Raw genomic sequence first — 23,754 nt, 5'->3', positions numbered from 1 at the left:
ATTCCTCCTTATTTTAACTGCTGATTGAGTCCATACCAGATTACATCTACACGTTCTGCTAGACTTACGAGGTCCTGATAAGCCCATCCGACGACATCCCGCCACATCCGCTTCTCTTTTTCAAGAGGTACGATCCCTTTCATGATATCCGTTCCGATAACAATGATTGTTCGCTCATCTCTTCCGCTTTCCCAAGCGCTCCAAGCTTCCATGTATGAGCCCACAGCTCTTCTGGTTTCCTTCAGACTTTTCTGATCCGAAACAAACGTCTTGATCCATTCTTCCAATCCTTCAAGAACGACTACATCTTTTTTGAACGATTTCTCGTCCCAGGAAGTCCCATCATATGCAGAGTACCACTCTAAAGGTACACCATAATAGTCTCTCACCCACTTGGATTTTCCGTTGAATGCACCACCTGTAACGACGTGCATCGCTCTCCCCTCCTTAGATCATTTATCTTCCATACGAGCTTTACGCCTGTCCCATGTGGGATCGTCCAATCCCAAAATGAACGCTGTGCAGGTGCATACTTCGTTAGTAAATAACGGATTACCCCACCATGCGTAACGAGTGCAGCTCTCCTGTTCGTGCTCATCCGATTTACGACTGAATCGAACCCTTCATCGATTCGATCGGTAAACATTTTGAAGCTCTCTCCTCCAGGTGGTGCAACAGAAGGATCTTCCAACCAGGTCCGATACCGTTCATCTGCTTCAAGCTCCGCGTACGTTTTTCCCTCCCAACTCCCAAAATGCAGTTCTCGAAAGTTCATCATCTCGATCGCATCTTTCATTGGAAAAAGACGTTTTACCGATTGCGTACACCGGTCCAAATCGCTAGTGAAAACGAGGTCAACGTTCTCATCGCCTACCTGTGTAAACGTTGCTTTTTCACTCAGCTGAGCATTCGTCCAACCGATATAAGCACCTCGTCGATTTTCTTCTGTTACCCCGTGACGAAGTAGTACGATAACCACACTGTCATCCAAAGGAGCACCTCCGTTCCTTCAACACTCGCGCCGAGTACGTCTCCAGTGATACCACCAAACCAGCGTACTATTTTTCTTTTCATAAACCACGCCAAAACGACCGTTACACCGATCATCGTCAAGATGAGGAAGACCGCTTCTTCTACGATTAGAAAAACTACCATCACATAAATACCAGTGAATAAGAGGTAAATCCACCTAGAAGATGGTTGAACTGCTTTTTGAAAAAAGGTAGCGAGGCCCTCTTCTTTTGAAGGTTGTATGGTTATGAGAAAGATCCCCATCACACTTTTACTTAGAAAAGGTATCGTTGCGATGAGTAAGTATGTTACTAGGTTTATTTCCTGAATCGTTTCATAGATAAAGAGAAATTTAGACCCGAGTAATACGATAACGGATAATACCCCAAAAGCACCCGTACGTGGATCACTCATAATCTGAAGTCGCTTTTCGAGTTGTTGATACGAGAAGAACGCATCGCTTGCATCCATCCAGCCGTCGAGATGGATACCACCTGATAAGACGATCATGAACAACCAAAGCATAAAGCTGATCGCGAGGTTTGAGAATGGCGTCCAAACGACCAGCGCATATAAAAACCCTGACGTGAGAGCACCTTGCATCAACCCGATTAGCGGGAAGGTTTGAACCGCACGTTTCACCTGAACATTCCCCATCGATAGCTCTCGGTGTACGGGTATGGTTGTGAAAAATTGAAGGTTAATCAGAATGCCTTGTAACCAACTCATTGAGGACCGCCCTCAAACATTATCTCTTTAATAAGGTCCCAGTTGAGATGAGGCTTCCATTCATTGGCGAGATCGTCATACGTTTCGTCCTTCCGTCGAGATCGATTCGCTTCCAAAGCAAGCCCCTTTTTCTGACGAAGACGATTGAGCCACTCTGTTCTCCATTGGTCATTATGAAAAAGATGGTGCATATATGTTCCGATAACCCTTCCATCTTGCCCGTAATACCCTTCAGACCGCCCGTCTTCTAACTGTAAAAAAGGGTGTTCATACGAGTTAGTGAAGGTCGTATTCCCAAGATGAATCTCATACCCTGAGATCAACGTATCAAGTTTAGTAGAAGGGTGAAGCTTGCCGTCCATTCGAACCGTAGTTTTTTCTCGATTAAATGAGGTAATAGCAGAAATGATTCCAAGCCCAGTTGCAGAAAGTCCTGGCTCCCCCGTGTCTGAACCATATTCATCGATTAGTGAATCGGTCAACATCTGAAACCCACCGCAAATGCCGATGATACTCCCTCCACGAGACATGACGTTACGAATCTCATGATCAAATCCTCTGTCTTTCAGCCAGTTCAAATCATGGATTGTGCTTTTCGTCCCTGGAAGAATCACAGCATCTGCCTCACCGATCTCAGCTGGATGCTGAACCCATCGAACTGTCACATCTTCATCCTGAAAAGGTTCAACGTCCGTGTAGTTTGAAAGGTATGGGAGCTGAATCACGGCAAGATCGATCGATCCTTTTTTGCTTATGAAACGATCGTTTAACGATAGTGAATCTTCTCCTTCTACTCGGTGTTCTACATAAGGAAGAATGCCAACGACAGGAAGTCGTGTGTGTTCTTCAATCCATTTGATTCCATCTTCGAAAAGCTCAGGGTCGCCGCGGAACTTATTGATGAGTATTCCTTTTACACGCTTCTTTTCTGAAGGCTCAAGGAGTGCGAGTGTTCCGACCACGCTAGCAAAGACGCCTCCTCGATCAATATCTGCGACAAGCAGCACAGGGACGTCGGCCATTTCTGCAACTTTCATATTTACAAGTTCACGGTCTTTTAAATTCACCTCGACTGGACTACCTGCACCTTCCATTACAATGACATCGTAATTCTCCTCCAGGTGCCGAAGAGCAAGATCAATACTTTCGAGGCCCATCTCATAGAACGCGTCTCTGTAATCTTTACCAGAAAATGTGCTGAACGACGTGCCGAATCGAATCACTTCTGCATGTTGATCTGATCTTGGTTTCAGCAAAATTGGGTTCATCCACACACTCGCTTCTGTTCTTGCAGCTTCAGCCTGTATCCCCTGTGCCCGTCCAATTTCCTTCCCATCGATCGTTACATAAGAATTGTTTGACATATTTTGAGATTTAAAAGGGGTAACGGAGAAGCCTTCATTCGCTAGAAGACGGCACATAGCTGTTACGATCAGACTCTTTCCAACGTCAGACGCCGTACCCTGAATCATAATGCCGTTCACTCGATCACCTCCTTTTCTTCAAAATTGGAATGCTTGCTTCTACGAGATATGCTTCTCGAGCTTGCCCAACAACCCACTGATGAAGACTGCCGAGAAGCTTTCCATACGTTTTCACGAGGGGAGTGTCGAAAGGTTCAAAACTGACTTCGTTACTTACGATAATAAGGACGTCACAGTTTTCAGCTACTATGGATAGGTCACATTTGATACGGTCGATCAGCCCTTCGTACGATTCGATCTGCTTAAAAAGTTCGTTTGATAGTAACGTGGTCAAACAATCAAGAAGCACAATTCCTCCTTGGTCTATACGCTTAGCGGCACTGCCAACGTTCACCGGGCATTCGACCGTTGTCCAAGACGCAGCTTTGCTTCGATCATAACGATGTTGGGCGATTCGCTCTTTCATCTCCTGGTCTACCGGCTCTCCACATGCAATGTAATAAAGAGAGTTAGTTTCTCTTTCCGCATAAGAGGTTGCCAGATTTTCAGCAAAGCTGCTTTTTCCACTTCGAACGCCACCGCTGATGAAGATTATGTCCGCCATCGCTTAAGCACCTCCAACAAACGCTGATTTTCGCTCGGTGTACGAATCGCGAATCTGAGCCATCTTCCGTCAAGACCAGCAAAGTTATACGTATGTCTTGGAACGATTTCGTTATGTAATAAGTAATGAAGGAGCTCGGATTGGTCGTTCTTCTCAGGATCTCGTAATAAATAAAAATTCACGCTCGATCTGGAGTACTGAAAGGAATGGGCATCAAAAAAGCGCTGAAGGTTTTCTCTCTCTTGCTGAATGAGGTGACGCGTCTTCTTAACGTGATCATATTGATTCAGACAGATTTCACCCGCTAGGAGCGCAAGTGCATTCACACTCCAATGAGGCTGGCTTTTTTTAACTGCATTGATCACACCCTCATTTGCGACCATATATCCGATCCGTAGTCCAGGTATCGCATACATTTTCGTTAGCGAACGAAGAACGATTAGTTTTTGATAGGTATGGGTGTATGGAATGATCGAATTTTCATCTGAGAGAAAATCCATAAACGCTTCATCCATGACCAAATAGCAATTATGCTTTTTAGTTTCATCTAGAAGCATCTTGATTTCCGTTTCAGAATAAGCCAAGCCTGTAGGGTTATTCGGTGAACAGAGAAAGAGAGCGTCAACTTGTTTCATTTTATTAATAAGTGAAGCAGTATCTAATTCCCAATCGCCTTCCTCTAAGGAGTGGTTAAGAACTTCACACCCGTTACTTCTACAAGCATTCTCGTATTCTGAGAAAGTAGGCTGAACGATACACACGCGTTTACCTGCTAGAAAACGGCCAACGAGTGAAATCAGTTCAGCTCCCCCGTTACCGATAAGGACGTTTGCTTCGTCTACGTTCCATTCTTTCGCTAACTTTTTCGTTAACGATAAAGCTTTTGGATCAGGATACGTGGTGATCGCTTCGAATGAATCATTCCACCGTTCTTTCAGTTCTAGAGGTGGCCCAATAGGATTAAGATTTGCACTAAAATCACTATAGCGGTCTGGTTTTGTTAGATTAAGAGATTTGTATAAATAATGAGGATTAGAACCATGGGAAGGTAGCGTCAAAAATGAGTCCTCCAATCCATAAAATGATGAGAAACAACAGTGATGTGCGATGCATGATGGAAATCGATTGAGGAATATGTAATGAATGGAGCGGAACGATCGGGTCACCCATCCTAGCGCGATTCGAAACCTGACCACGATATGAATTACTTCCACCCAATTGAACGCCAAGAAGAGCTGCAGTTGCAGCTTCTCCCCAACCACTGTTTGGACTAGGGTGCTTTTTAGCATCCCTGAAAAGAATGGTCCACGTACCCTTCATCGTCTGCTGCTTCGGCTTTGTTGATAAAAGCATGCAAAAGGCAGTCATTCTACTAGGAAGCCAATTTACTACGTCATCCAATTTTGCTGATGCCCATCCAAAGTCATAATACTTATCATCTTGGTAACCCACCATCGAATCACACGTATTGATCACGCGATAAGCCACAGCACCTGCAGCACCTCCGAAAAGCGCCCAGAAAAGAGGTGCTGTGACGCCATCACTCGTGTTTTCTGCGACAGTTTCAACTGCTCCCCTTGCAATCTCGCTTTCTCCCAGTTGGTCAGTGTCCCGTCCAACAATGTAAGATAGCCTTCTCCTCGCTTCCATCTTCTCACCTTTTTGAAGAGGTTCGAATACTTCAAGCGCCGCTGTCCGAAGACTTTTTTGTGATACCGTTGTTGCGATGAGGAGCGCTTCAAGAGCTATTCCTAATAAGGGAGAAAGGGAATAAGCAAGAAGCACGCAAGCCACCGTTATGCCCACAACAATCGTCAGTACCGTGAGCATCATCACAACACCTTTTAGCTTCCGATACGATCCATTGTTCAAACGATGATCAAGAAATGCAATGGTTGAACCAATCCACCGAACAGGATGTGGCAACTTTGGCGGGTCACCTAATATGAGATCTAAAAAAAAGGCAATGCTTAGCGCAATCAAGTGGTTTAGGATCATTCCGACACCCTTTTACGATACTTATTGAGTGCTTCTGATGTACACAGGTAAATTCCCTGACTGATGAGCTTTCCTAGGGTCGTAATCGTACCTCCATACGGAAGGCGCTTCCCACGCTGTGTCGCTGCGATCAAAATGCTATCTGTCGAGGTACCTGTCGCGAACGATCCGGTTATAGCGTCCTTCACATGATGATCGTGCATCACCTTCACTTTTGCCTCTGTTGCTGTCATGATACTTTGTATGAAAGCCTCATCAGTCAGTGAACCATTCACAAACACCCACGTATTGATCGTCCCAGGCAACGGTTCATACACGTGCTCAACACTTCGCGATGCATCTACAGCATTGCCCACTCCAGCTGTAACGACAACAAATACAGAAACACCGTCATCCTCAATGAGTCGATAAGACACATCTTCAAGACAAACAGCTGTCATCATCCCAACGGTTTCAACAGGATCGATCTGATGACTTTTAAGGTACGCCTCCATTTCTTCACGATGGTTCGAACAACTGTAGCTCTTATCGACGTGACGATTAACAAATGTGTTGTACCATCCCGTTCCAGAGCCAACGACACCTGAAGACATCGTCCGAAGAGGGAACGGAGCCTTGAGCTGAATCATTTCTTCATTAGACATTAATAACCGTTCATCGATAACTAGGTCATCGAGGTCTTCACCCTGTTTCTCTGGTAATAGTAGCATTTGAGGTTTTGGTACAGTAGGGTGCGGATGTTTTTCAATATTCGTTTGATATACCGACTGAATACGCGCTTCATCCAGTACCTCGTTCGGCTTGTGGTGCATATTCACCTTGCCATCTTCAAGTAGTAAAAGGCGGTCACAATACAAACCAGCAAGGTTCAAGTCGTGAAAAATTGAGATGACCGTAAGCCCTTGTTCCCTCGTCCACTTTTTTAACAAATCGAGAAGCTCTTTCTGATAAGAAAGGTCAAGATGATTCGTCGGCTCATCAAGCAACAGAATTTCCGGCTCCTGTGCGAGTGCTTGAGCTAGGAAAACGCGCTGACGTTCACCACCTGAAAGTTCATTCACGTAGTTGTCTTGAAAAGCTTTGATTCCAGTCTGCTCCATCGTCTTCTGGACAACTGCTTCATCACGCTCAGTCCACATCTGAAACCATCCAGTCTGGTGGGCATACCTGCCGAGTGAGACGGTTTCTTTCACTGTATATGGAAAAGCATGTTCAGCATGCTGTGGAAGCACAGCGAGAACTTTTGCTAGTTGCTTTGCGGAGTACTTTGAGATCGCCTTATCTTTTAAAAGCACCTCTCCTTTATCTGCTTTTAAAATACCGCTGATCACTTTGAATATCGTTGTTTTCCCGCTACCGTTCGGTCCTACGATTCCAAGCAGTTCTCCTCTTTTTACATCGAATGAGAGATCATGGAGCACTTCGTGACCTGGATATCCTCCTGTTACGTGATTCACCGTTAACATACTTACCCTCTTCTTTCTTTCCGTCTTCGAATTAAGATGATTGCGAACACTGGCGCTCCGATCAATGACGTAATGACTCCAATCGGTAGTTCCGTAGGTGAGATAATGATTCTTGAAATAAGGTCCGTTACAATTAGAAAAGCAGCCCCAAGCAGGATCGATAATGGTAGAAGGTGTCTATGATCTGGCCCCCATAATAGTCTCGTAAGATGAGGAATCACAAGACCGACGAAACCGATCGTACCGGAAACAGCTACAGCGCCTCCAGTTAGTATCGAGCCTCCTATTAATATCCACAGCTTCCTCTTAGCTACGTTGACCCCTATATGCTGTGCACGTTCTTCACCAAAAGACATCGCGTTCAGTTCCTTGCTACTAACTAGCAAAATACACGCTCCGATCACGAAGAACGGTAAGATAATCGCGATATATTCCCACCCTCGCATCGAAACACTTCCAAGAAGCCAACCGATGATTTGGCGAAGCTCTTCTCCTGTTAAAGCAATCATTAAAGATAGCAACGACCCAAGGAAAGAGCTGAACACGATCCCCGTCAGAATAATCGTTTCAACACGCATCGAACGTTCGATTTGTCGCGCAAAGAAAAGGACGAGGAAAATGGTAACGATCGAAGCAGCAATACTCATAATTGGCAGTGTGAACATGCCGATCAACGGCAGTGACAAGTTAAAAAAGAGGACGAGCACTGCACCGACAGATGCACCTGATGAGACACCGAGTACGTAAGGATCTGCCAATGGATTACGAAGAAGACCCTGAAAGGCAGCTCCTGCAACCGCTAGTGATGCACCGACAAGTCCTGCTAAGATGACACGAGGCAGCCGGATGTCCAACACGATTGTCGTGAACATAGGGTCCGTTTCACCCATTGACGGTAGGTTCAGTACCTCAGCCCACATCAATTTTAGGATTGTTTCGATCGGAACTGAGACAGTCCCGACCGAGATACCAAGCAGCATCGCGCCAACTAGCAGTCCACTAGCTATAACGTAAGGGATTGCTTTATTCAGTAAAAACATCCGGGTAAACCGCTTTAGCAAGTTCCTCTACTCCTTCAACAAGACGCGGACCAGAGCGTGTAACAAGGTCAGAGTGAACATCGACAACTCGTTCTTCTTTCACTGCGGTGACATCTTTCCAGCCATCACGGCTCAGCACTTGTTCCACTGGCTTTTCCGTATAGTAGCCGTATGTGGTGATGATCACATCTGGATTTGCTTGAATAATTGCTTCTTGATCGATTTGGTTCCAGCCTTCTTGGTCATGCGTAACGTTCGTAGCATTTATAAGTGAGAGCATGTCGTCCATGAACGTATTCTTACCAGGAGAATAAATTTCTGGTGCAGGAGAAACTTCAACAAAGACGCTCTTCGTTTCTTCGATTGACTCAGCTTTTGACTTGATTTCTTCTAGTTTCGATTTCATATCGGCAATCAACTCTTCAGCTGCCTCCGTTTCGCCTGTTGCTTGTCCAATCATTTCCATCGATGTGTAAACTTCATCAAAACTTTTTGCATCGTTAACGACTAGAACAGCAATTCCCGCATCGCGGAGCTGCTGTAGACCAGCTTCTGAGTTATGAGCACTAGAGCCGTGAGCGAGGACAAGGTCAGGATCTAATGAGATAATCTTTTCAACATTAAATTCCATCCCACCGATCTTCTCAATATCTGCAGTCTCTTCTGGGTAGTTCGCAAAATCTGAAACACCCACTACTTCACTACCTGCACCTAGTGCAAAGAGGATTTCTGCGTTACTTGGAATTAAGGAAACGATTTTCTCTGGATCTTCTTCTAGCGTTACATCCTTATCGAGCGCATCTGTGATGGTAACTGGGAAAGCGCTATCTTCTGTATTCTGATTCTCTTCTGTACTTACGTTAGTATTGTTCTCAGATGAATTATCTGATCCGCAACCGGCCATGATTCCTGTAACGAGTAGTAATAATACGAGCAATGAATAAAGCTTCTTCATGTGTAGTTCTCCTCCTAAAATGTATGATGAAACAAAAAAAATCCCCACGCACGAGCATGGAGATGGCCGAATGAAAGTAAGAATGATACACAAGATGACACTTACCTTCCTTCGCACATCCCTATCCTCGTAGGTTGTTCGTGCTTTTGAATCAGGCAGGTCTCCTGGCTTATGGTTATCGCTTACTGCTCCTTCCCATTCGATATGAACAGTGGATTTCACAGCTTACGACCATTTACAGTGGCGGGACCGCGCTGGATTTACACCAGCTTCCCTATTAAGTCTTCATCGTGAAGACACCTGAATCAGTACATATGTAATTGCAAGTTTTATTATACACGATAGTCTTTAGGGGTGAAAGACATCTGTAACATCTTCCTAATCGACCCCACTTCGACGTACTTTGTATTATAAGCCTTTTGCTTCTCTTTCTTCTTTTGTATAAATGATCCTCATTGGATTTCCACCTACAAAAGCTCCTTCAGGAACGTCCTTGTGCACGAGTGTTCCTGCAGAGACAATCGCTCCAGAGCCGATTGTGATGCCTGGCAACAACGTACTGTTCGCACCGATCATCACGCGATCACCGATCACAACATCACCAAGACGATATTCGTCGATCAAATACTCGTGAGCAAGTATCGTCGTATTGTACCCGATAATGGAATTCCTTCCGACTTTAATCCTCTCAGGAAACATGATATCCACCATGACCATCAGCGCAAAAGCCGTTTCTCCTCCGATCTTCATTCCTAGAAAAGTCCTGTATAACCAATTCTTCATCGGGATGAAGGGCGTATACCGTGCTATTTGTATCACAGCGAAGTTTTTTACAACTTTCCAGAATGGGACCGTTTTATAAATTTGCCATAGGGCGTTGCTTCCTTCGACAGGGTAACGCTCGGTATTTCTCACTTGCCTACTCCAGCGATTGAAAGAAGCTCTGACATATGATCAAGCATATGATCTGGATTATAAGAAGATAAAAACTCTCGCCCTTTTATCGTCCATGATACACCGACAGTCTTTACACCGGCATTCTGCCCAGCAAGAATATCATATTGGCTATCGCCTACCATGATCGCATTTTCAGGACTAGAACCGAGCATTTTCATCGCAGTATTCAGTTGTTCTGGATGAGGTTTTGGATTTTCTACTTCTTCGACTGTAATGACTACAGGGAAAAATTGATCCAGCTTTGTCAGCTTCAATCCCATCTCCACTGTGTTCCGCATCTTAGACGTCACGATCGCAAGCTTGTATCCATTTTCGGACAACGTCTTGACCGTTTCAAATACACCATCGAACTCCGTTACGAGTTGATCGTGATTTTCGATATTATGATTTCGGTAAAACTGTACCATCTCTTCCGCTCGTTCTCTATCATGCTTCTCAAACGTGTGATAGAGCGGTTCTCCAATGAAGTTCACAAGTTCTTCATCGGAATACAGTCCTGGGTAGTAATGCTCGAACGTATGCTTGAACGATGCCATGATCAAATCGTTCGTATTGATTAATGTTCCATCTAAATCAAATAAAATCGTATCAATGTTCATAAAAAGGTTCCTTTCTGTGTGAAACACGTGTATCCTTACGCTTCCAAATAATCGAAATCACTACCGTTAACAGGACGGCAGTAATCAGCCTCACCAATAAGAGCCAGATAACTGGTATTCCTAGTGGTATAAAGATCAGCGTATCTTCAATAACAGCATGACACGCTACTAGAAAAATAAACGCGAGGTAAAGATCCTTTTTCTTCACACCATCTTCTTTTGCAGCCTGAATCATAACTCCCGCTCCATAAGCTAGACCGAAAACAAGCCCTGCTGCTAGCGTAGTCGACGTATTTTCTCTCATACCAAGGCTCCTAGTGATAGGTGCCATCCACTTCGAGAACACGTTGAGCCATTCGCGATCTTTCATAACTTGAATAAATATCATCAACGGAATCACGATGAGGGCGAGCTGAAGAACACCGATCGAAGCTTTTTCAAGACCTTGAAGTAAAATCAGCCCCCACCCGTTTACTTCTTCACTAGATTGAGGAACTAAGCCATAGACAGCTTGTTCATTCCCGCCTTGCCAAACAAGGTTTATAATGAATCCTGATACAACCGCAAGACCGATCCGCACACATAAAATAACCCACAGCTTGACACCGACCTTAGCAGCAACGCCTGATTCAATTAATAAATTGTGAGAAAAAGAAAGCATGACGGCAAGGATAAACACTTCTTTGACAGAAAGATCAAGGGTCAAAATTGCTCCGATTCCTGCATAAAGGTTCAAGAAGTTCCCGATTACGAGCGGAATGGCTGCTTCGCCTGATAAACCAAGCCATTTCATAGCAGGTTCGATTAAACTGATCACCCATTCCAGGACGGGTGTATACCTTAAGATCGTAACAAGAAGAGTGATTGGGAATATAATTTTTCCAAGCTCCCATGTTGTTTGGAGGCCCGTCTTTAATCCACGTTTCAGCGTTCCCATACTCACCCTCCTCTTATGATTTATCGTTGTACGGTTTAGGGTTCTTCTTCATTCTTCTGTAAACAATTGTGATAATCGCACCGATAATGAGCACGACTGAAATAACCTGAGCCATTCTGAGCGACTCCGTTAGCATAAGACTATCCGTTCTTAACCCTTCAATAAAGAAACGTCCGATGGAATACCAGATTACATAGGAGAGGAAGACTTCTCCTCGTTTAACGTTCGTTCTTTGTAGAAGGATTAAAATAACAAAGCCTACTAAATTCCATAACGACTCGTATAGAAAGGTAGGGTGATAATACGTACCTTCGATGAACATCTGATTTACAATGAAATCAGGAAGCATTAAGTTCTCAAGAAACTCTCTCGTCACCTCTCCACCGTGAGCTTCCTGGTTCATGAAGTTTCCCCATCGACCGATCGCCTGTCCAAGGATAATACTTGGAGCTGCGATATCAGTAATTTTCCAGAAAGATAACCCGCGCTTTTGAGTAAAAACGAGAGCAGTAATAACGGAACCGATCAATGCACCGTGTATCGCGATTCCGCCTTCCCAAATCGCAAAGATATCTCCCAGATTGTCCTTATAGTAACCCCACTGAAAGATAACATAATAAATTCTGGCCGAAATAATAGCGATCGGTACGGCCCATAGTATTAAATCGACAAATGTTTCTTTCGGCAGCCCTTGACGCTGTGTTTCTCTAACCGCAAGTACAAGCCCAAGATAAGCTCCTAGCGCTATGATGATACCGTACCAATAGATTGAAATCGGTCCTAGCTGAACCGCAATTCGATCTAGAGGTTCTATTGTTGCTAACATGTCCGTTTCCCCTTTCTATGTTAAACCTGTTAGATGCTATCGTGATCGTCTCCATCTTCGATTTCTTTTGTTAAACGCTCGGAGAACTGTTTCGCTGCGTTCATCCCCATGTTCTTCAAACGGAAGTTCATCGCAGCAACCTCAATGATGATCGCTAAATTTCGTCCTGGACGCACTGGTACAACGAGGCGCGGAACATTGGAATCGATGATCTGCATATATTCCTCTTCTAGACCAAGACGGTCATATACTTTTTTAGAGTCCCAAAGCTCAAGGTTTATTACTAATGAGATCTTCTTGTAATTTCGAATCGCACCTGCTCCAAACAATGTCATGACATTTATAATGCCGAGACCCCTTATTTCAAGAAGGTGTTGGATCAACTCTGGCGCACTACCAACAAGCGTGTTTTCAGCTTCCTGACGAATTTCAACCGAATCGTCGGCAACTAATCGATGGCCGCGCTTTACTAGCTCTAGAGCAGTCTCACTCTTACCAACCCCACTCGAACCTGTAATCAGAACGCCCACACCATAAATATCGACTAGAACGCCGTGAATAGCAGTGTTAGGGGCAAGCTGACTTTCAAGATAGTTTGTCAATCTACTACTCAGACGGGTAGTCGTCATACTCGTGCGTAAGATCGGTACATCTTTTTCCTTGGAAGATTGAATCAGTTCATCTGGCACGATCATGTCTCTTGAGATGACGATACCCGGCGTTTCATCAGTGCACAGCTTTTCCATTCGCTCCTGTTTTTGCTCCTCTGGTAAACCGTTGAAGAATGAAAGCTCAGTCTTACCTAATAGCTGCAATCTTTCAGCAGGATAATATGTAAAAAAACCAGCCATCTCAAGACCTGGACGTGATATATCACTTGTGATGATCGGGCGATGAATTCCTTCAGCACCACTTACAAGTTCAAGGCTGAATTTCTCCATTACATCTTTCATGCGGACTTTTACCATTCATAAACCTCCTAAATCGAACCTAATGGTTACATTTTTCGCTATTTTCTATTGTACCATTTCACATTTGAAAGAACAGAATGATAAACTACAATTTCTTAAAAAGGAAAAAGCTTGTCCCTCTCTTTTAGTAAGATTAGCTTCAAACGCTACGGTCGTATTCAAGTTCTTATTTTGAACTATTCTTTGTAAATATATAAATCTTCTGATCGTACCTAAACAAAAAAAGCCGTCGAGAAAGTCTCGACAGCTCTACAGGTGGCCTAACTGATCATTATGCATCTACAGGTACTTCAGCATCTACCGGTACCACTGCATCATGGAGTTGTTTATCTAGCTCTTGTAAATGAGCTTCTTTCATTTCGTTCGACCAGTTTAGACGTTTTGCCATGTACTCGATAACAGGCTCTTTCCAAGTTTTCACCCAGTCGATATCAAAGTATAAGGCGCTTGTTCTTCGATTAAAGTAATCGAGCGGTGTAGCGACCATTTCTTCTTCGATCCCATAGATGAGTGTTGCGAACACTTCAAGACTAAGTCCATGGAAGTTTGCTTCCGTCCCAATCGTTTCGATGATTTGATAAATTCGCTCGATATTAGATCCGTATCTTTGAACCAGTCGATCAGCTTCATCAACAGAGAGGCCAAGCGTTGTACCACGGCGCACCTGTTTTGTAGCATATTCTTTGAACCCTTTGCTTCCGCCAACGTCTCCACCAGAGAGAACCATATTCTTAGTCGTTGAGCTAGGGAACTTTTTATACTTTTCATCTTTAAACTCATCCGCAACATAATCAACAACTTTTTCAGCCATTTTCCGATAGCCGGTTAGTTTTCCTCCCGCAATCGTAATCAAGCCGGACTCTGAATGGAAAATTTCATCTTTACGAGAAATTTCAGAAGGATCTTTTCCTTCTTCATGGATCAGTGGACGAACGCCAGACCAGCTGGATTCCACATCATCACGATCAAGCTTAATTCCTGGGAACATATAATTCGCTGCATCGATGATGTAATCTCGGTCTTCAACCGTCATCTGTGGATGAACTGGATTCTTTGTATACTCTGTATCGGTTGTTCCGATATAGGTTTTTCCGGCTCTAGGGATCGCGAACATCATACGCCCGTCATCAAACGGTGTATCGAAGTAAACAGCTTGTTGAAGCGGGAATTTACTTTGATCGAATACGAGATGAACTCCTTTGGTCATGAAGAGGTGTTTCCCTTTCTTAGACTGGTCGAGTTCACGAATTTCGTCTACCCATGGTCCAGCTGCATTGACAATTTTCTTCGCTCTAATTTCTCGCGTTTCTCCTGAAAGAACGTCCATCGCTCTGACGCCAACAACCTTTCCATCTTCATACAATAACTGCTCGGCTTTTACGTAGTTAACCGCTTTTCCTCCACGATGAACAGCTTCTTTCATCACTTCAAGTGTAAGACGAGCATCATCTGTACGGTATTCAACGTAATAACCTCCACCCTTAAGGTCGTTCTTACGAAGTAAAGGCTCTTTCGACATCGTTTCTTTCTTAGAAAGCATATTTCTACGTTCTTTCTTCTTTACACCCGCAAGGCGATCATAAAGGGCAAGACCAGCACTCGTTGAGAACTTCCCAAACGTACCACCTTTAAAGATCGGTAGAAGCATCCACTCAGGGATTGAAACATGTGGAGCATTTTCATAAACGATCGCTCGTTCTTTTCCAACTTCAGCTACAAGTCCTACTTCAAAGTTCTTTAAGTATCGAAGTCCTCCGTGAACAAGTTTAGTCGAACGACTAGATGTACCAGCAGCATAATCCTGCATCTCAATAACTGCAGCGTTCATTCCTCTTGAAGCAGCATCGAGTAAAATTCCTGATCCTGTTATCCCCCCACCGATTACGAGAAGATCCAACTCTTCAGATACCATCTGATCTAAAATCACACTACGTTGCAAACCTGAAAATGGTTTTACCAAAACGATCACTCCTTTTAAATATATCTACTTCAATCATTCAATTTTGAATAGGCTCTTATTACCATACCCTCCAAGCTACGGAATAAAGCATGGTAAAACTTATAAACTGTAACAGCCGGTTTTTCTTTAACCTTTTAATACGTTAAAACAACAAAAAGACCACAACTCCTCAAGACATAGTCCTCCTATGCTTGAGTGTTGTGGTCTTCTCCTTATCTCCGACCGCTTTTATTAACTTAATTATAGTGTAGCACACTCTCGTAAGAGTTGCTATTATTAACCATTATTTAAATGCCATCGTGGCTTTAACGGCTTTTTTCCAGCCTTCATATAGTTCTTCTTTTTGTGTTTCTTCCATTTCTGGGTCAAAAGAACGATCAAGCATCCACTGCTCTTGAATTTCTTCACGACTTTCCCAATATCCTGTTGCTAGCCCAGCTAGGTACGCCGCCCCTAATGCTGTTGTTTCATTAACAGTTGGTCGCTCAACTTGAACACCGATCATATCGCTTTGGAATTGCATTAAGAAATCATTCTTTACAACCCCTCCATCGACTCGAAGCGTTTTTAAGTTGATACCTGAATCAGCTGTCATGGCATCAAGAACATCTCTTGTCTGATAGGCAAGTGACTCGAGCGTTGCACGAACAAAGTGCTCCTTGCTCGTTCCACGTGTTAGTCCAAATACCGCTCCTTTTACATCACTATCCCAGTAAGGGGTTCCAAGACCTACGAACGCTGGAACCATGTAAACTCCTTCAGTCGATTCTACGCGTTTCGCATACCTTTCACTTTCCGGTGCCGTGCTGAACATGCGTAGGCCATCTCTTAGCCACTGTATCGCAGAACCAGCTACGAAAATACTTCCTTCTAGCGCATATTCAACTTTACCATCTACGCCCCAAGCAATCGTCGTTAAAAGACCATTGTCAGACTTCACGGCTTTTTCTCCAGTATTCATCAACATAAAACAACCGGTGCCGTACGTATTCTTTGCCATTCCTTTTTCAAAGCATGCTTGACCAAACAATGCCGCTTGCTGATCCCCAGCGACACCTGCGATCGGTACATTTTGGCCGAAGAAATGATAGTCGACGGTTTCCGCATAAACTTCGGATGAAGGGCGCACTTCAGGAAGCATCGATTTTGGAACTGATAGCATCTCTAGAAGTTCATCATCCCATTTAAGGTCATGAATGTTATACATTAATGTTCTAGATGCGTTCGTGTAATCTGTAACATGCGCGCTGCCGCCGGATAACTTCCAAATGAGCCACGTATCGATCGTACCAAACAACAAGTCTCCATTCTCTGCTTTTTCACGAGCACCATCAACATTATCAAGGATCCACTTTACTTTCGTGCCAGAGAAATAAGCATCGATCAGTAGTCCTGTTTTATCTCTCACCATCTCACTATAACCCTGTTCTTTCAATTCACTTACGATGCCTGCTGTTTGACGAGATTGCCAAACGATCGCATGATAAACAGGTTTACCAGTATTCTTGTCCCAAACGACCGTGGTTTCGCGCTGGTTTGTTATTCCGATCGCTTCAATATCCTTTGCTGCGATATCAGAAGTAGACGATAGCACTTGTGCCATAACGGATAAAATCGAGCTCCAAATTTCTTGAGCGTCATGCTCCACCCAGCCAGATTTAGGGAAATGTTGCTTGAATTCTTTTTGTGCTACGTTTACAATTTCACCTTTCTTGTTAAATAAGATTGCTCTTGAGCTAGTTGTTCCTTGATCAAGTGATAAAATATACTTTTCTTTTTCAGCCATTACGAATTCCTCCCTTATATACTATACATTTCTACAACGGTTAATTTTTAACCTTTTCACCTGTTTGAATACTGTCTTTCACTTTGTCACCAGCATGATAAAGTCCAAACATAAACACTGTGACAAAGAGAGTTGAAAACCAAAATTCTAAACTATAATTTGCTTCAGTGACTGCTTTAAAAAAGATAGCGCCATATATCCCCCCAAAGATTGGGCCAGCTACTGGAATCCAAGCGTATCTCCAATTGGAGTCTCCTTTTCCTGGTATGGGCAAGAAGAAATGAGCGATACGGGGACCTAAATCACGGGCTGGGTTAATGGCATAACCTGTCGTTCCGCCAAGAGAAAGCCCGATCGCCACGATCAAAAAGCCAACAATAAATGGGTTAAGTCCTTCTGTAAATTCATTCGATCCAATTGCAAGAAGACCGATAAGAAGCATTGCGGTACCAATAAACTCACTCAGAAAGTTACTAAAAGTATGTGGTATGGCTGGATCAGTGGAGAATACTGACAATTTAAGCGCTTTATCATCTTCTTTACGGAAATGCGGAAGAAAATGAAAGTATACGATACACGCTCCTAGAAAAGCACCGATCATTTGTGCAGTTATGTATCCAGGCACCTGACTCCATGGAAAGTCTCCAATCGCTGCTAGTCCTAACGTTACTGCAGGGTTGATATGTGCTCCACTAACCTGCCCTGATGCATAGACTGCCATAGCTACCGCAAGTCCCCATCCGAGAGCGACTACGATCCAGCCACCACCTTGAGCCTTCGAATCTCGAAGGTTTACGTTTGCTACAACCCCACCTCCAAAAATGATCAAAATCATCGTACCTAATATTTCTCCAACAAATGCGTTCATCTTTGACACCTACCATTTCTATCGATATATGGCATGTTGAAAATTAGCTCTACTCTCAACTATACCCTGTTTGTGCCATTTCAAAAGTACTATAAAAAAAACCACGACAAATCTCCCCATACATTTGATGGGAATTTTGCGTGGTTCTCCATGTCTCCGGCACATTGTATTAACTTACTGTTTATTAAAACAAACTTATGTAAGCGATGTCAAATCCTTTTTTTGGTATCGTAGTGTTTCCATAGCTCGCTCTTTGATGTTGTCACAGCGGTAGCTCCGCCTTTCAAGGCTAGTTCCACATCATCAACCGAGCGGATAAACCCTCCAGCAAAAATTGGGACATCGATTTCTTCACGTAATTCTTCAAAGACTTGTGGAATTATACCTGGAAGAATTTCAACACAGTCTGGTTGAGTATGCTTAATAATGCTTAAATTTTTCTCAAGGGCCATGGAATCGAGCATAAATAATCGTTGAACAGCAATTATTCCGCGCCTTTTCGCAACAGATAATACATTCGATCTCGTTGATATCAATCCAGCTGGCTTCACTTCTTGACAGAGAAACTCTGCACCGTGTTCATCATTTTTTAAACCTTGTACAAGATCGGCGTGCAAAAGAATTTCTTTTCCTGCCCGTTTTCCTTCTTTCACAATGGCTTTTAATTGCCCAATATGGGAATCAAGCAGAACGATATATGTATAAGAACTTGCTAACAGTGTTTCAAAATCCCGCATTTTTCTTACTGCAGGCAAAATCGTTTGGTTATGAAATGACATAAGGAACCCTCCTTTTCATACTATCTTACCAGATAAAATGAAAAACACACGCCTTAAAAAGACGTGTGTTTCCTTACTTCTTAATCGGTTCGATGACGAGCTTATCGATCAATACATTTAACAAACCTATGATTATTGAAGCGAGCATGGCCATCCCAAAGCCTTCGATGACGAATGAGCTTCCCATAAATGCAGCTGTGATCTTTAACGTCACCGCATTGATAACGATTAAAAACAACCCTAGAGTGACGATCGTGACGGGTAGTGTCAGAAGAATCAGTACTGGTTTGATAAACACGTTTATCAACGACAATAATAGACTTGCTACAATTGCAGCGCCAACGCCTTCAAGATAGAAGGCATCAAAGTACCCTGCAACAACCATCAATACGATGCTGTTCACGATTAAACTGATCAACCATTGTCGCACGACCTATCCCTCCATCTTCATCACGAGTGCCCGTCTTTTATTCGTTAGTAGAATACGCCACTGTAATGGAACCAGCTGTAGATGTAGCGGCGATTCTATAAGTGTTTTCTGAATCAACTTCAGTCTTAAATTTCTTCATTCTATGAGATATTTCTTGTTTTTCCCTTAAGACACTCATATTATCTAAATCAGCCGTAATTGTCCCGATTGTAGATTTCAAGTCGCCATTAAGGTTCATCCCTTTTGGAACATTTACTTGGATCGTTCCATTTACAGTTTTTAACTGCGCACTGCCACTTACGACTTCCTTAAGAGCATAGCGAATCGCCCCATTTATAGACTGTGCTTCTACCTCTTTATACGTTCCATCAATTGTGATCGGACCGTTCCCTGTTTCAAGTTCGCACACATCGCCGTTCGTATTTTCTACTGAAATCGATCCGTTCCCAGATTCAGCTTCCAAATCTTTTACTTCTGAAGCTTTGATTCCTACTTTACCGTTAGCTGTTTTTAGCTTGGCTTTCGCTGATCGAATCGTTTCTCCACTAACATCACCGTTAAACGTGGTGATCCATACTCTTTCGTATTCTTTAGCAGGTACATAGATGACTACGTTTAATTTAACGTCAGCTCTTTCTGATTTGAATGTCATTTTTCCGTTATCTACAGAAAAATAAGTATCTCTGAGCAACTTTTCTTTTGCACCTTCTGTAGTTGAGACACGGTAGATATTTGCTTTACAATCAATTTTCACATCATCTTGATCCCACGTTTGAAAAGCCACTTCTCCATTTCTGACATGAATATCGATCGCGTCGAACGATACTTCTTGTTCTGAAAAAACGTGCTCAACTTCTTCTGAAGAGCCGAAATTAAAGTCAAGGTCCATGTCCTTTACTTTTTGAATCAGTGATTCAACAAATTGACCAACACGATATCCTGGTTGAGGACGTTCTTGCTGAGGTTCAGCCGCTCTTTCTTCTTTCTTCGTTTCGGTACTGCCAAGAGCACTCAATAGTTTCGCGCCCTCTTCTGCAGTAATTTTTCCCTCTTCAATCATTGTTAGTATCATTTTGCGTTCTTCGTTCATTCAAAACATCTCCTTGTTATTTATTAAAGTGGTCTAGCACTTATACCTGATTACCAGCGGAGAACTTGAATTCCTTTTACGATGTTCCAGATAAACACAATGACATTAAGTAGTCCAAATACGATGAAGCCAAGAAAAACCACGACTCCTATATCCAATCCAAATATTGCGATAAACACAATGATCACACTTGCAAATGGTAGTAAGTGAGAAAGAACTGCTCGTTTAGCGTGATACGTCACTTCTTCATCTCTCATGACGAAAAAAACGATGATTGGAAATAAGAAAGGAGCGAAAAACACACTAAAATAACATAGCGACGACATTACCTTTTCCACAGACATACATGTTTCTCCTTTCAAAACTATCTACCTATTTATACGAATAAACAAATAGAAGGTTTCATAAAATTAACGCTAAAAAAAGACAGCCTCGTCGGCTGCCTTTTTAACCCTTATACAGACTGCGTTTGTTCAAGTTTTATCTTCATACGTTCTTTATCCCGCTTAAGGATCGGAGCAAGGTAGCGACCAGTATAAGAGCGCTCTTCTTTCACGATCTTTTCAGGAGTTCCTGTTGAGATAATCTCACCACCGCCATCTCCACCTTCTGGTCCAAGATCGACTAAGTAGTCAGCAGTTTTAATCACATCTAGATTATGTTCGATGATCAATACAGAATCACCGTTATCGACAAGCCTTTGCAGTACTTGAAGCAAACGAGCGATATCATCAACATGAAGACCTGTTGTAGGTTCATCTAAAATATATAGTGTTTTTCCAGTAGAGCGTTTATAAAGCTGTGACGCAAGCTTCACACGTTGTGCTTCTCCTCCTGAAACGGTTGTCGCCGGCTGACCTAGTTTAATGTAACTCAAGCCAACGTCATAGAGAGTTTGCAGCTTGCGGTTGATCTTAGGGATGTTTTTGAAGAAATCTAGTCCTTCTTCAACAGTCATCTCCAATATATCTGAGATGTTCTTTCCTTTATACTCAATTTCAAGCGTTTCACGATTGTATCGTCTTCCTTCGCATACTTCACAAGGAACATATACATCAGGTAAAAAGTGCATCTCGATTTTAATGATTCCGTCTCCTCGACAAGCCTCACAGCGCCCACCTTTTACATTGAAGCTGAAGCGTCCTTTCTTATAACCACGGACTTTTGCTTCGTTTGTTTGTGCGAACACATCACGAATATCATCAAACACACCTGTGTAAGTTGCTGGATTAGACCTAGGTGTTCGACCGATCGGAGACTGATCGATATCGATGACTTTATCAATATACTCTAAGCCTTTAATCTTCTTATGCTCGCCAGGCTTATCCTTTGCTTTATGAAGCTTTTGAGCTAAGGATTTATATAGGATGTCATTGATAAGAGTACTTTTACCTGACCCAGAAACACCTGTTACACACGTAAATAAACCGATAGGGATCTTTGCATTCGTATTTTTTAAGTTATTTTCTTTTGCGCCAACTATTTCAATATAGCGTCCGTCCGTCTTTCTTCGCTCAGATGGAACTGGAATAAACTTTTTACCAGATAGGTATTCTCCTGTCAGTGACTGTTCATCGTCCATAATCTCTGCAGGAGTACCTTGTGATGTGATGTACCCACCATGCGCTCCTGCTCCAGGACCGATGTCGATAATATGATCAGCTGCGAGCATTGTATCCTCATCATGTTCTACAACGATCAACGTGTTTCCTAAGTCCCTCATATTTTCTAGCGTTGAAATAAGACGGTCGTTATCTCTTTGGTGCAAGCCGATCGAAGGTTCATCTAGAATATAGAGTACACCCATCAACCTCGATCCTACTTGTGTAGCGAGTCTTATCCTTTGAGCCTCACCACCAGATAATGTGCCTGCAGACCGATTTAACGTTAGGTAATCCAATCCTACGTTCACAAGAAATCCGAGACGATCCTGAATTTCTCGTAAAATCATTTTACCGATCGTAGCCTCTTTAGCCGTAAGTTCAAGTTGGTCGAAAAAGACAGAAGCATCTTTAATCGCAAACTCCGTCGTTTCCCCGATATGTTTTCCATTGATTAATACGGAACGTGATTCTTTCTTCAAGCGATACCCTTTACACGTAGGGCATGGTTTTTGGGCCATATACGCTTCCATTTGCTCGCGAATGTAATCAGAGCTCGTTTCACGATATCGTCGTTCAACGTTAGGGATGACGCCTTCAAAGTTGATGTTGTTCTCCCTTACTTGCCCAAAATCGTTCTCATACCTAAAATAAACTTTCTCGTTTCCACTGCCGTAAAGGACCTTATCCAATTGATGTCTCGGGAGCTTCTCGACAGGTGTATCCATATCGATGCCATAATGATTACATACACTTTCAAGAAGCTGTGGATAATAGTTTGAGCTAACTGGTTCCCATGGAGCTAATGCGTGTTCTCTAAGAGATAATCCCCAATTCGGAATCACAAGATCAAGGTCCACCTCTAGCTTTAGACCGATTCCATCACAAGATGGGCACGCTCCAAACGGGCTGTTAAAAGAAAACATCCTTGGCTCTAGCTCACCAATTGAAAACCCGCAGTATGGGCAAGAGTGATGCTGGTTAAAGAGAAGCTCCCCTTCTCCTATCACATCGACGATCACCTGTCCTCCACCTAGCTGCAGGGCCGTCTCTAGTGAATCTGCAAGTCTTGATTGTATACCATCTTTTACGACGATACGGTCGATCACAACTTCGATGGAATGCTTCTTGTTCTTTTCTAGTGAAATCTCGTCAGCAACCTCCATCATTTCTCCGTCGACTCGTACACGGACGTACCCTTGCTTCTTAATATCTTCTAAAATCTTCACGTGCTCCCCTTTACGCCCTGAGACGACTGGAGCAAGAATTTGTAGCTTCGTCCGCTCTTCATATTCAAGTATTCGATCGACCATCTGTTCAATTGTTTGAGAGGTGATTTCCACTCCATGACGTGGACACACTGGTCTTCCAATCCTCGCAAACAACAGCCTCAAATAATCGTAGATTTCTGTTACAGTCCCTACAGTTGAACGAGGGTTTCGGCTCGTCGTTTTCTGATCGATCGAGATTGCGGGTGATAAACCTTCAATCGCATCTACATCGGGTTTATCCATCTGCCCAAGAAACTGTCTCGCATAGGCAGAAAGTGATTCAACGTATCGTCTTTGTCCTTCTGCATAAATCGTATCAAAAGCGAGTGATGATTTTCCTGACCCAGATAATCCAGTTAGAACGACCAGTTTATCTCTAGGAATAGACACATCGACATTTTTCAAATTATGGGCTCGTGCCCCTTTGACGACGATTTCTTCATTTGCCATTT

The 23,754-nt window shown here is 43.1% G+C and carries 23 protein-coding genes and 1 riboswitch; all 23 genes read right to left on the bottom strand.

The window, feature by feature from the left end; translation table 11 throughout:
* Positions 1-8 precede the first annotated feature (8 nt).
* On the bottom strand, positions 9-434 hold the full coding sequence (locus tag ACXAEY_RS03515) for a bifunctional adenosylcobinamide kinase/adenosylcobinamide-phosphate guanylyltransferase (protein ID WP_474810533.1): 426 nt from the start codon (positions 432-434) through the stop codon (positions 9-11).
* The gene (locus ACXAEY_RS03510) at positions 386-991 is read right to left on the bottom strand and encodes a histidine phosphatase family protein (protein WP_474810532.1); all 606 of its coding nucleotides are present in this window, start codon (positions 989-991) and stop codon (positions 386-388) included. The genes ACXAEY_RS03515 and ACXAEY_RS03510 overlap by 49 nt, the downstream gene beginning before the upstream one ends.
* Positions 949-1,740, bottom strand: coding sequence for an adenosylcobinamide-GDP ribazoletransferase (cobS, locus tag ACXAEY_RS03505; protein ID WP_474810531.1), 792 nt, complete (start codon positions 1,738-1,740; stop codon positions 949-951). Before cobS ends, ACXAEY_RS03510 begins: the two co-directional genes overlap by 43 nt.
* On the bottom strand, positions 1,737-3,224 hold the full coding sequence (locus ACXAEY_RS03500) for a cobyric acid synthase (protein WP_474810530.1): 1,488 nt from the start codon (positions 3,222-3,224) through the stop codon (positions 1,737-1,739). Before ACXAEY_RS03500 ends, cobS begins: the two co-directional genes overlap by 4 nt.
* A gap of 4 nt (positions 3,225-3,228) precedes the next feature.
* Positions 3,229-3,768, bottom strand: coding sequence for a bifunctional adenosylcobinamide kinase/adenosylcobinamide-phosphate guanylyltransferase (locus ACXAEY_RS03495; protein WP_474810529.1), 540 nt, complete (start codon positions 3,766-3,768; stop codon positions 3,229-3,231).
* Complete coding sequence (gene cobD, locus ACXAEY_RS03490; RefSeq protein ID WP_474810528.1) at positions 3,756-4,826, bottom strand: threonine-phosphate decarboxylase CobD; 1,071 nt, start codon at positions 4,824-4,826, stop codon at positions 3,756-3,758. Before cobD ends, ACXAEY_RS03495 begins: the two co-directional genes overlap by 13 nt.
* Complete coding sequence (gene cbiB, locus ACXAEY_RS03485; RefSeq protein WP_474810527.1) at positions 4,801-5,766, bottom strand: adenosylcobinamide-phosphate synthase CbiB; 966 nt, start codon at positions 5,764-5,766, stop codon at positions 4,801-4,803. Before cbiB ends, cobD begins: the two co-directional genes overlap by 26 nt.
* Entirely contained in the window at positions 5,763-7,232 is a 1,470-nt protein-coding gene (locus ACXAEY_RS03480) for an adenosylcobinamide amidohydrolase (protein WP_474810526.1), read from the bottom strand. Before ACXAEY_RS03480 ends, cbiB begins: the two co-directional genes overlap by 4 nt.
* Before the next feature lie 2 nt (positions 7,233-7,234).
* Entirely contained in the window at positions 7,235-8,272 is a 1,038-nt protein-coding gene (locus ACXAEY_RS03475) for a FecCD family ABC transporter permease (RefSeq protein WP_474814724.1), read from the bottom strand.
* Positions 8,256-9,227: an ABC transporter substrate-binding protein gene (locus ACXAEY_RS03470; protein WP_270180084.1), complete on the bottom strand. Its 972-nt coding sequence runs from the start codon at positions 9,225-9,227 to the stop codon at positions 8,256-8,258. Before ACXAEY_RS03470 ends, ACXAEY_RS03475 begins: the two co-directional genes overlap by 17 nt.
* Positions 9,228-9,364: 137 nt before the next feature.
* Positions 9,365-9,546, bottom strand: a riboswitch (cobalamin riboswitch).
* 89 nt (positions 9,547-9,635) lie between these two features.
* On the bottom strand, positions 9,636-10,142 hold the full coding sequence (locus ACXAEY_RS03465) for an acyltransferase (protein WP_270180085.1): 507 nt from the start codon (positions 10,140-10,142) through the stop codon (positions 9,636-9,638).
* A complete protein-coding gene (ppaX, locus tag ACXAEY_RS03460) occupies positions 10,139-10,783 on the bottom strand; it encodes a pyrophosphatase PpaX (RefSeq protein ID WP_474810525.1) in 645 nt (214 codons plus the stop codon). The genes ACXAEY_RS03465 and ppaX overlap by 4 nt, the downstream gene beginning before the upstream one ends.
* Positions 10,773-11,720: a nucleoside recognition domain-containing protein gene (locus ACXAEY_RS03455; RefSeq protein WP_474810524.1), complete on the bottom strand. Its 948-nt coding sequence runs from the start codon at positions 11,718-11,720 to the stop codon at positions 10,773-10,775. Before ACXAEY_RS03455 ends, ppaX begins: the two co-directional genes overlap by 11 nt.
* A 13-nt stretch (positions 11,721-11,733) precedes the next feature.
* Positions 11,734-12,546: a prolipoprotein diacylglyceryl transferase gene (gene lgt, locus ACXAEY_RS03450; protein WP_270180088.1), complete on the bottom strand. Its 813-nt coding sequence runs from the start codon at positions 12,544-12,546 to the stop codon at positions 11,734-11,736.
* 29 nt (positions 12,547-12,575) lie between these two features.
* Entirely contained in the window at positions 12,576-13,514 is a 939-nt protein-coding gene (gene hprK / locus ACXAEY_RS03445; protein WP_270180089.1) for an HPr(Ser) kinase/phosphatase, read from the bottom strand.
* Positions 13,515-13,788: 274 nt separating this feature from the next.
* Positions 13,789-15,429 carry a glycerol-3-phosphate dehydrogenase/oxidase gene (locus ACXAEY_RS03440; RefSeq protein WP_474814722.1) on the bottom strand — a complete coding sequence of 547 codons (1,641 nt, stop codon included), beginning with the start codon at positions 15,427-15,429 and terminating at the stop codon, positions 13,789-13,791.
* A 331-nt stretch (positions 15,430-15,760) separates the two neighbouring features.
* A complete protein-coding gene (gene glpK / locus ACXAEY_RS03435; RefSeq protein WP_474810522.1) occupies positions 15,761-17,263 on the bottom strand; it encodes a glycerol kinase GlpK in 1,503 nt (500 codons plus the stop codon).
* Between the two features lie 40 nt (positions 17,264-17,303).
* The gene (locus tag ACXAEY_RS03430; protein WP_474810520.1) at positions 17,304-18,131 is read right to left on the bottom strand and encodes an MIP/aquaporin family protein; all 828 of its coding nucleotides are present in this window, start codon (positions 18,129-18,131) and stop codon (positions 17,304-17,306) included.
* Positions 18,132-18,340: 209 nt separating this feature from the next.
* Positions 18,341-18,910 (bottom strand): glycerol-3-phosphate responsive antiterminator, encoded by a 570-nt coding sequence (locus tag ACXAEY_RS03425; RefSeq protein WP_474810519.1) that lies wholly within the window; start codon positions 18,908-18,910, stop codon positions 18,341-18,343.
* A 73-nt stretch (positions 18,911-18,983) separates the two neighbouring features.
* On the bottom strand, positions 18,984-19,340 hold the full coding sequence (locus ACXAEY_RS03420; RefSeq protein ID WP_474810518.1) for a phage holin family protein: 357 nt from the start codon (positions 19,338-19,340) through the stop codon (positions 18,984-18,986).
* 37 nt (positions 19,341-19,377) lie between these two features.
* Positions 19,378-20,430, bottom strand: a complete 1,053-nt coding sequence (locus tag ACXAEY_RS03415; protein WP_474810517.1) for a DUF4097 family beta strand repeat-containing protein — start codon at positions 20,428-20,430, stop codon at positions 19,378-19,380.
* A gap of 50 nt (positions 20,431-20,480) precedes the next feature.
* Complete coding sequence (locus ACXAEY_RS03410) at positions 20,481-20,774, bottom strand: magnetosome magnetite crystal formation protein family (protein WP_474810516.1); 294 nt, start codon at positions 20,772-20,774, stop codon at positions 20,481-20,483.
* Positions 20,775-20,884: 110 nt separating this feature from the next.
* Entirely contained in the window at positions 20,885-23,752 is a 2,868-nt protein-coding gene (gene uvrA, locus ACXAEY_RS03405; RefSeq protein WP_474810515.1) for an excinuclease ABC subunit UvrA, read from the bottom strand.
* Positions 23,753-23,754: the final 2 nt, after the last annotated feature.

This window comes from Anaerobacillus sp. ABA4_114 (assembly GCF_056159065.1).
This window is presented reverse-complemented; position numbering and strand designations above follow the sequence as displayed.

Bases quoted from the DNA above. Each gene is read 5' to 3' on its own strand.
- ACXAEY_RS03515 (WP_474810533.1), bottom strand. From the start codon at position 434: ATGCACGTCGTTACAGGTGGTGCATTCAACGGAAAATCCAAGTGGGTG.
- ppaX (WP_474810525.1), bottom strand. From the start codon at position 10,783: ATGAACATTGATACGATTTTATTTGATTTAGATGGAACATTAATCAAT.
- ACXAEY_RS03440 (WP_474814722.1), bottom strand. From the start codon at position 15,429: ATGGTATCTGAAGAGTTGGATCTTCTCGTAATCGGTGGGGGGATAACA.
- ACXAEY_RS03455 (WP_474810524.1), bottom strand. From the start codon at position 11,720: ATGGGAACGCTGAAACGTGGATTAAAGACGGGCCTCCAAACAACATGG.
- ACXAEY_RS03430 (WP_474810520.1), bottom strand. From the start codon at position 18,131: ATGAACGCATTTGTTGGAGAAATATTAGGTACGATGATTTTGATCATT.
- ACXAEY_RS03415 (WP_474810517.1), bottom strand. From the start codon at position 20,430: ATGAACGAAGAACGCAAAATGATACTAACAATGATTGAAGAGGGAAAA.
- hprK (WP_270180089.1), bottom strand. From the start codon at position 13,514: ATGGTAAAAGTCCGCATGAAAGATGTAATGGAGAAATTCAGCCTTGAA.
- lgt (WP_270180088.1), bottom strand. From the start codon at position 12,546: ATGTTAGCAACAATAGAACCTCTAGATCGAATTGCGGTTCAGCTAGGA.
- ACXAEY_RS03495 (WP_474810529.1), bottom strand. From the start codon at position 3,768: ATGGCGGACATAATCTTCATCAGCGGTGGCGTTCGAAGTGGAAAAAGC.
- cobS (WP_474810531.1), bottom strand. From the start codon at position 1,740: ATGAGTTGGTTACAAGGCATTCTGATTAACCTTCAATTTTTCACAACC.
- ACXAEY_RS03410 (WP_474810516.1), bottom strand. From the start codon at position 20,774: ATGTCTGTGGAAAAGGTAATGTCGTCGCTATGTTATTTTAGTGTGTTT.
- ACXAEY_RS03480 (WP_474810526.1), bottom strand. From the start codon at position 7,232: ATGTTAACGGTGAATCACGTAACAGGAGGATATCCAGGTCACGAAGTG.
- ACXAEY_RS03475 (WP_474814724.1), bottom strand. From the start codon at position 8,272: ATGTTTTTACTGAATAAAGCAATCCCTTACGTTATAGCTAGTGGACTG.
- glpK (WP_474810522.1), bottom strand. From the start codon at position 17,263: ATGGCTGAAAAAGAAAAGTATATTTTATCACTTGATCAAGGAACAACT.
- cbiB (WP_474810527.1), bottom strand. From the start codon at position 5,766: ATGATCCTAAACCACTTGATTGCGCTAAGCATTGCCTTTTTTTTAGAT.
- ACXAEY_RS03470 (WP_270180084.1), bottom strand. From the start codon at position 9,227: ATGAAGAAGCTTTATTCATTGCTCGTATTATTACTACTCGTTACAGGA.
- ACXAEY_RS03425 (WP_474810519.1), bottom strand. From the start codon at position 18,910: ATGTCATTTCATAACCAAACGATTTTGCCTGCAGTAAGAAAAATGCGG.
- uvrA (WP_474810515.1), bottom strand. From the start codon at position 23,752: ATGGCAAATGAAGAAATCGTCGTCAAAGGGGCACGAGCCCATAATTTG.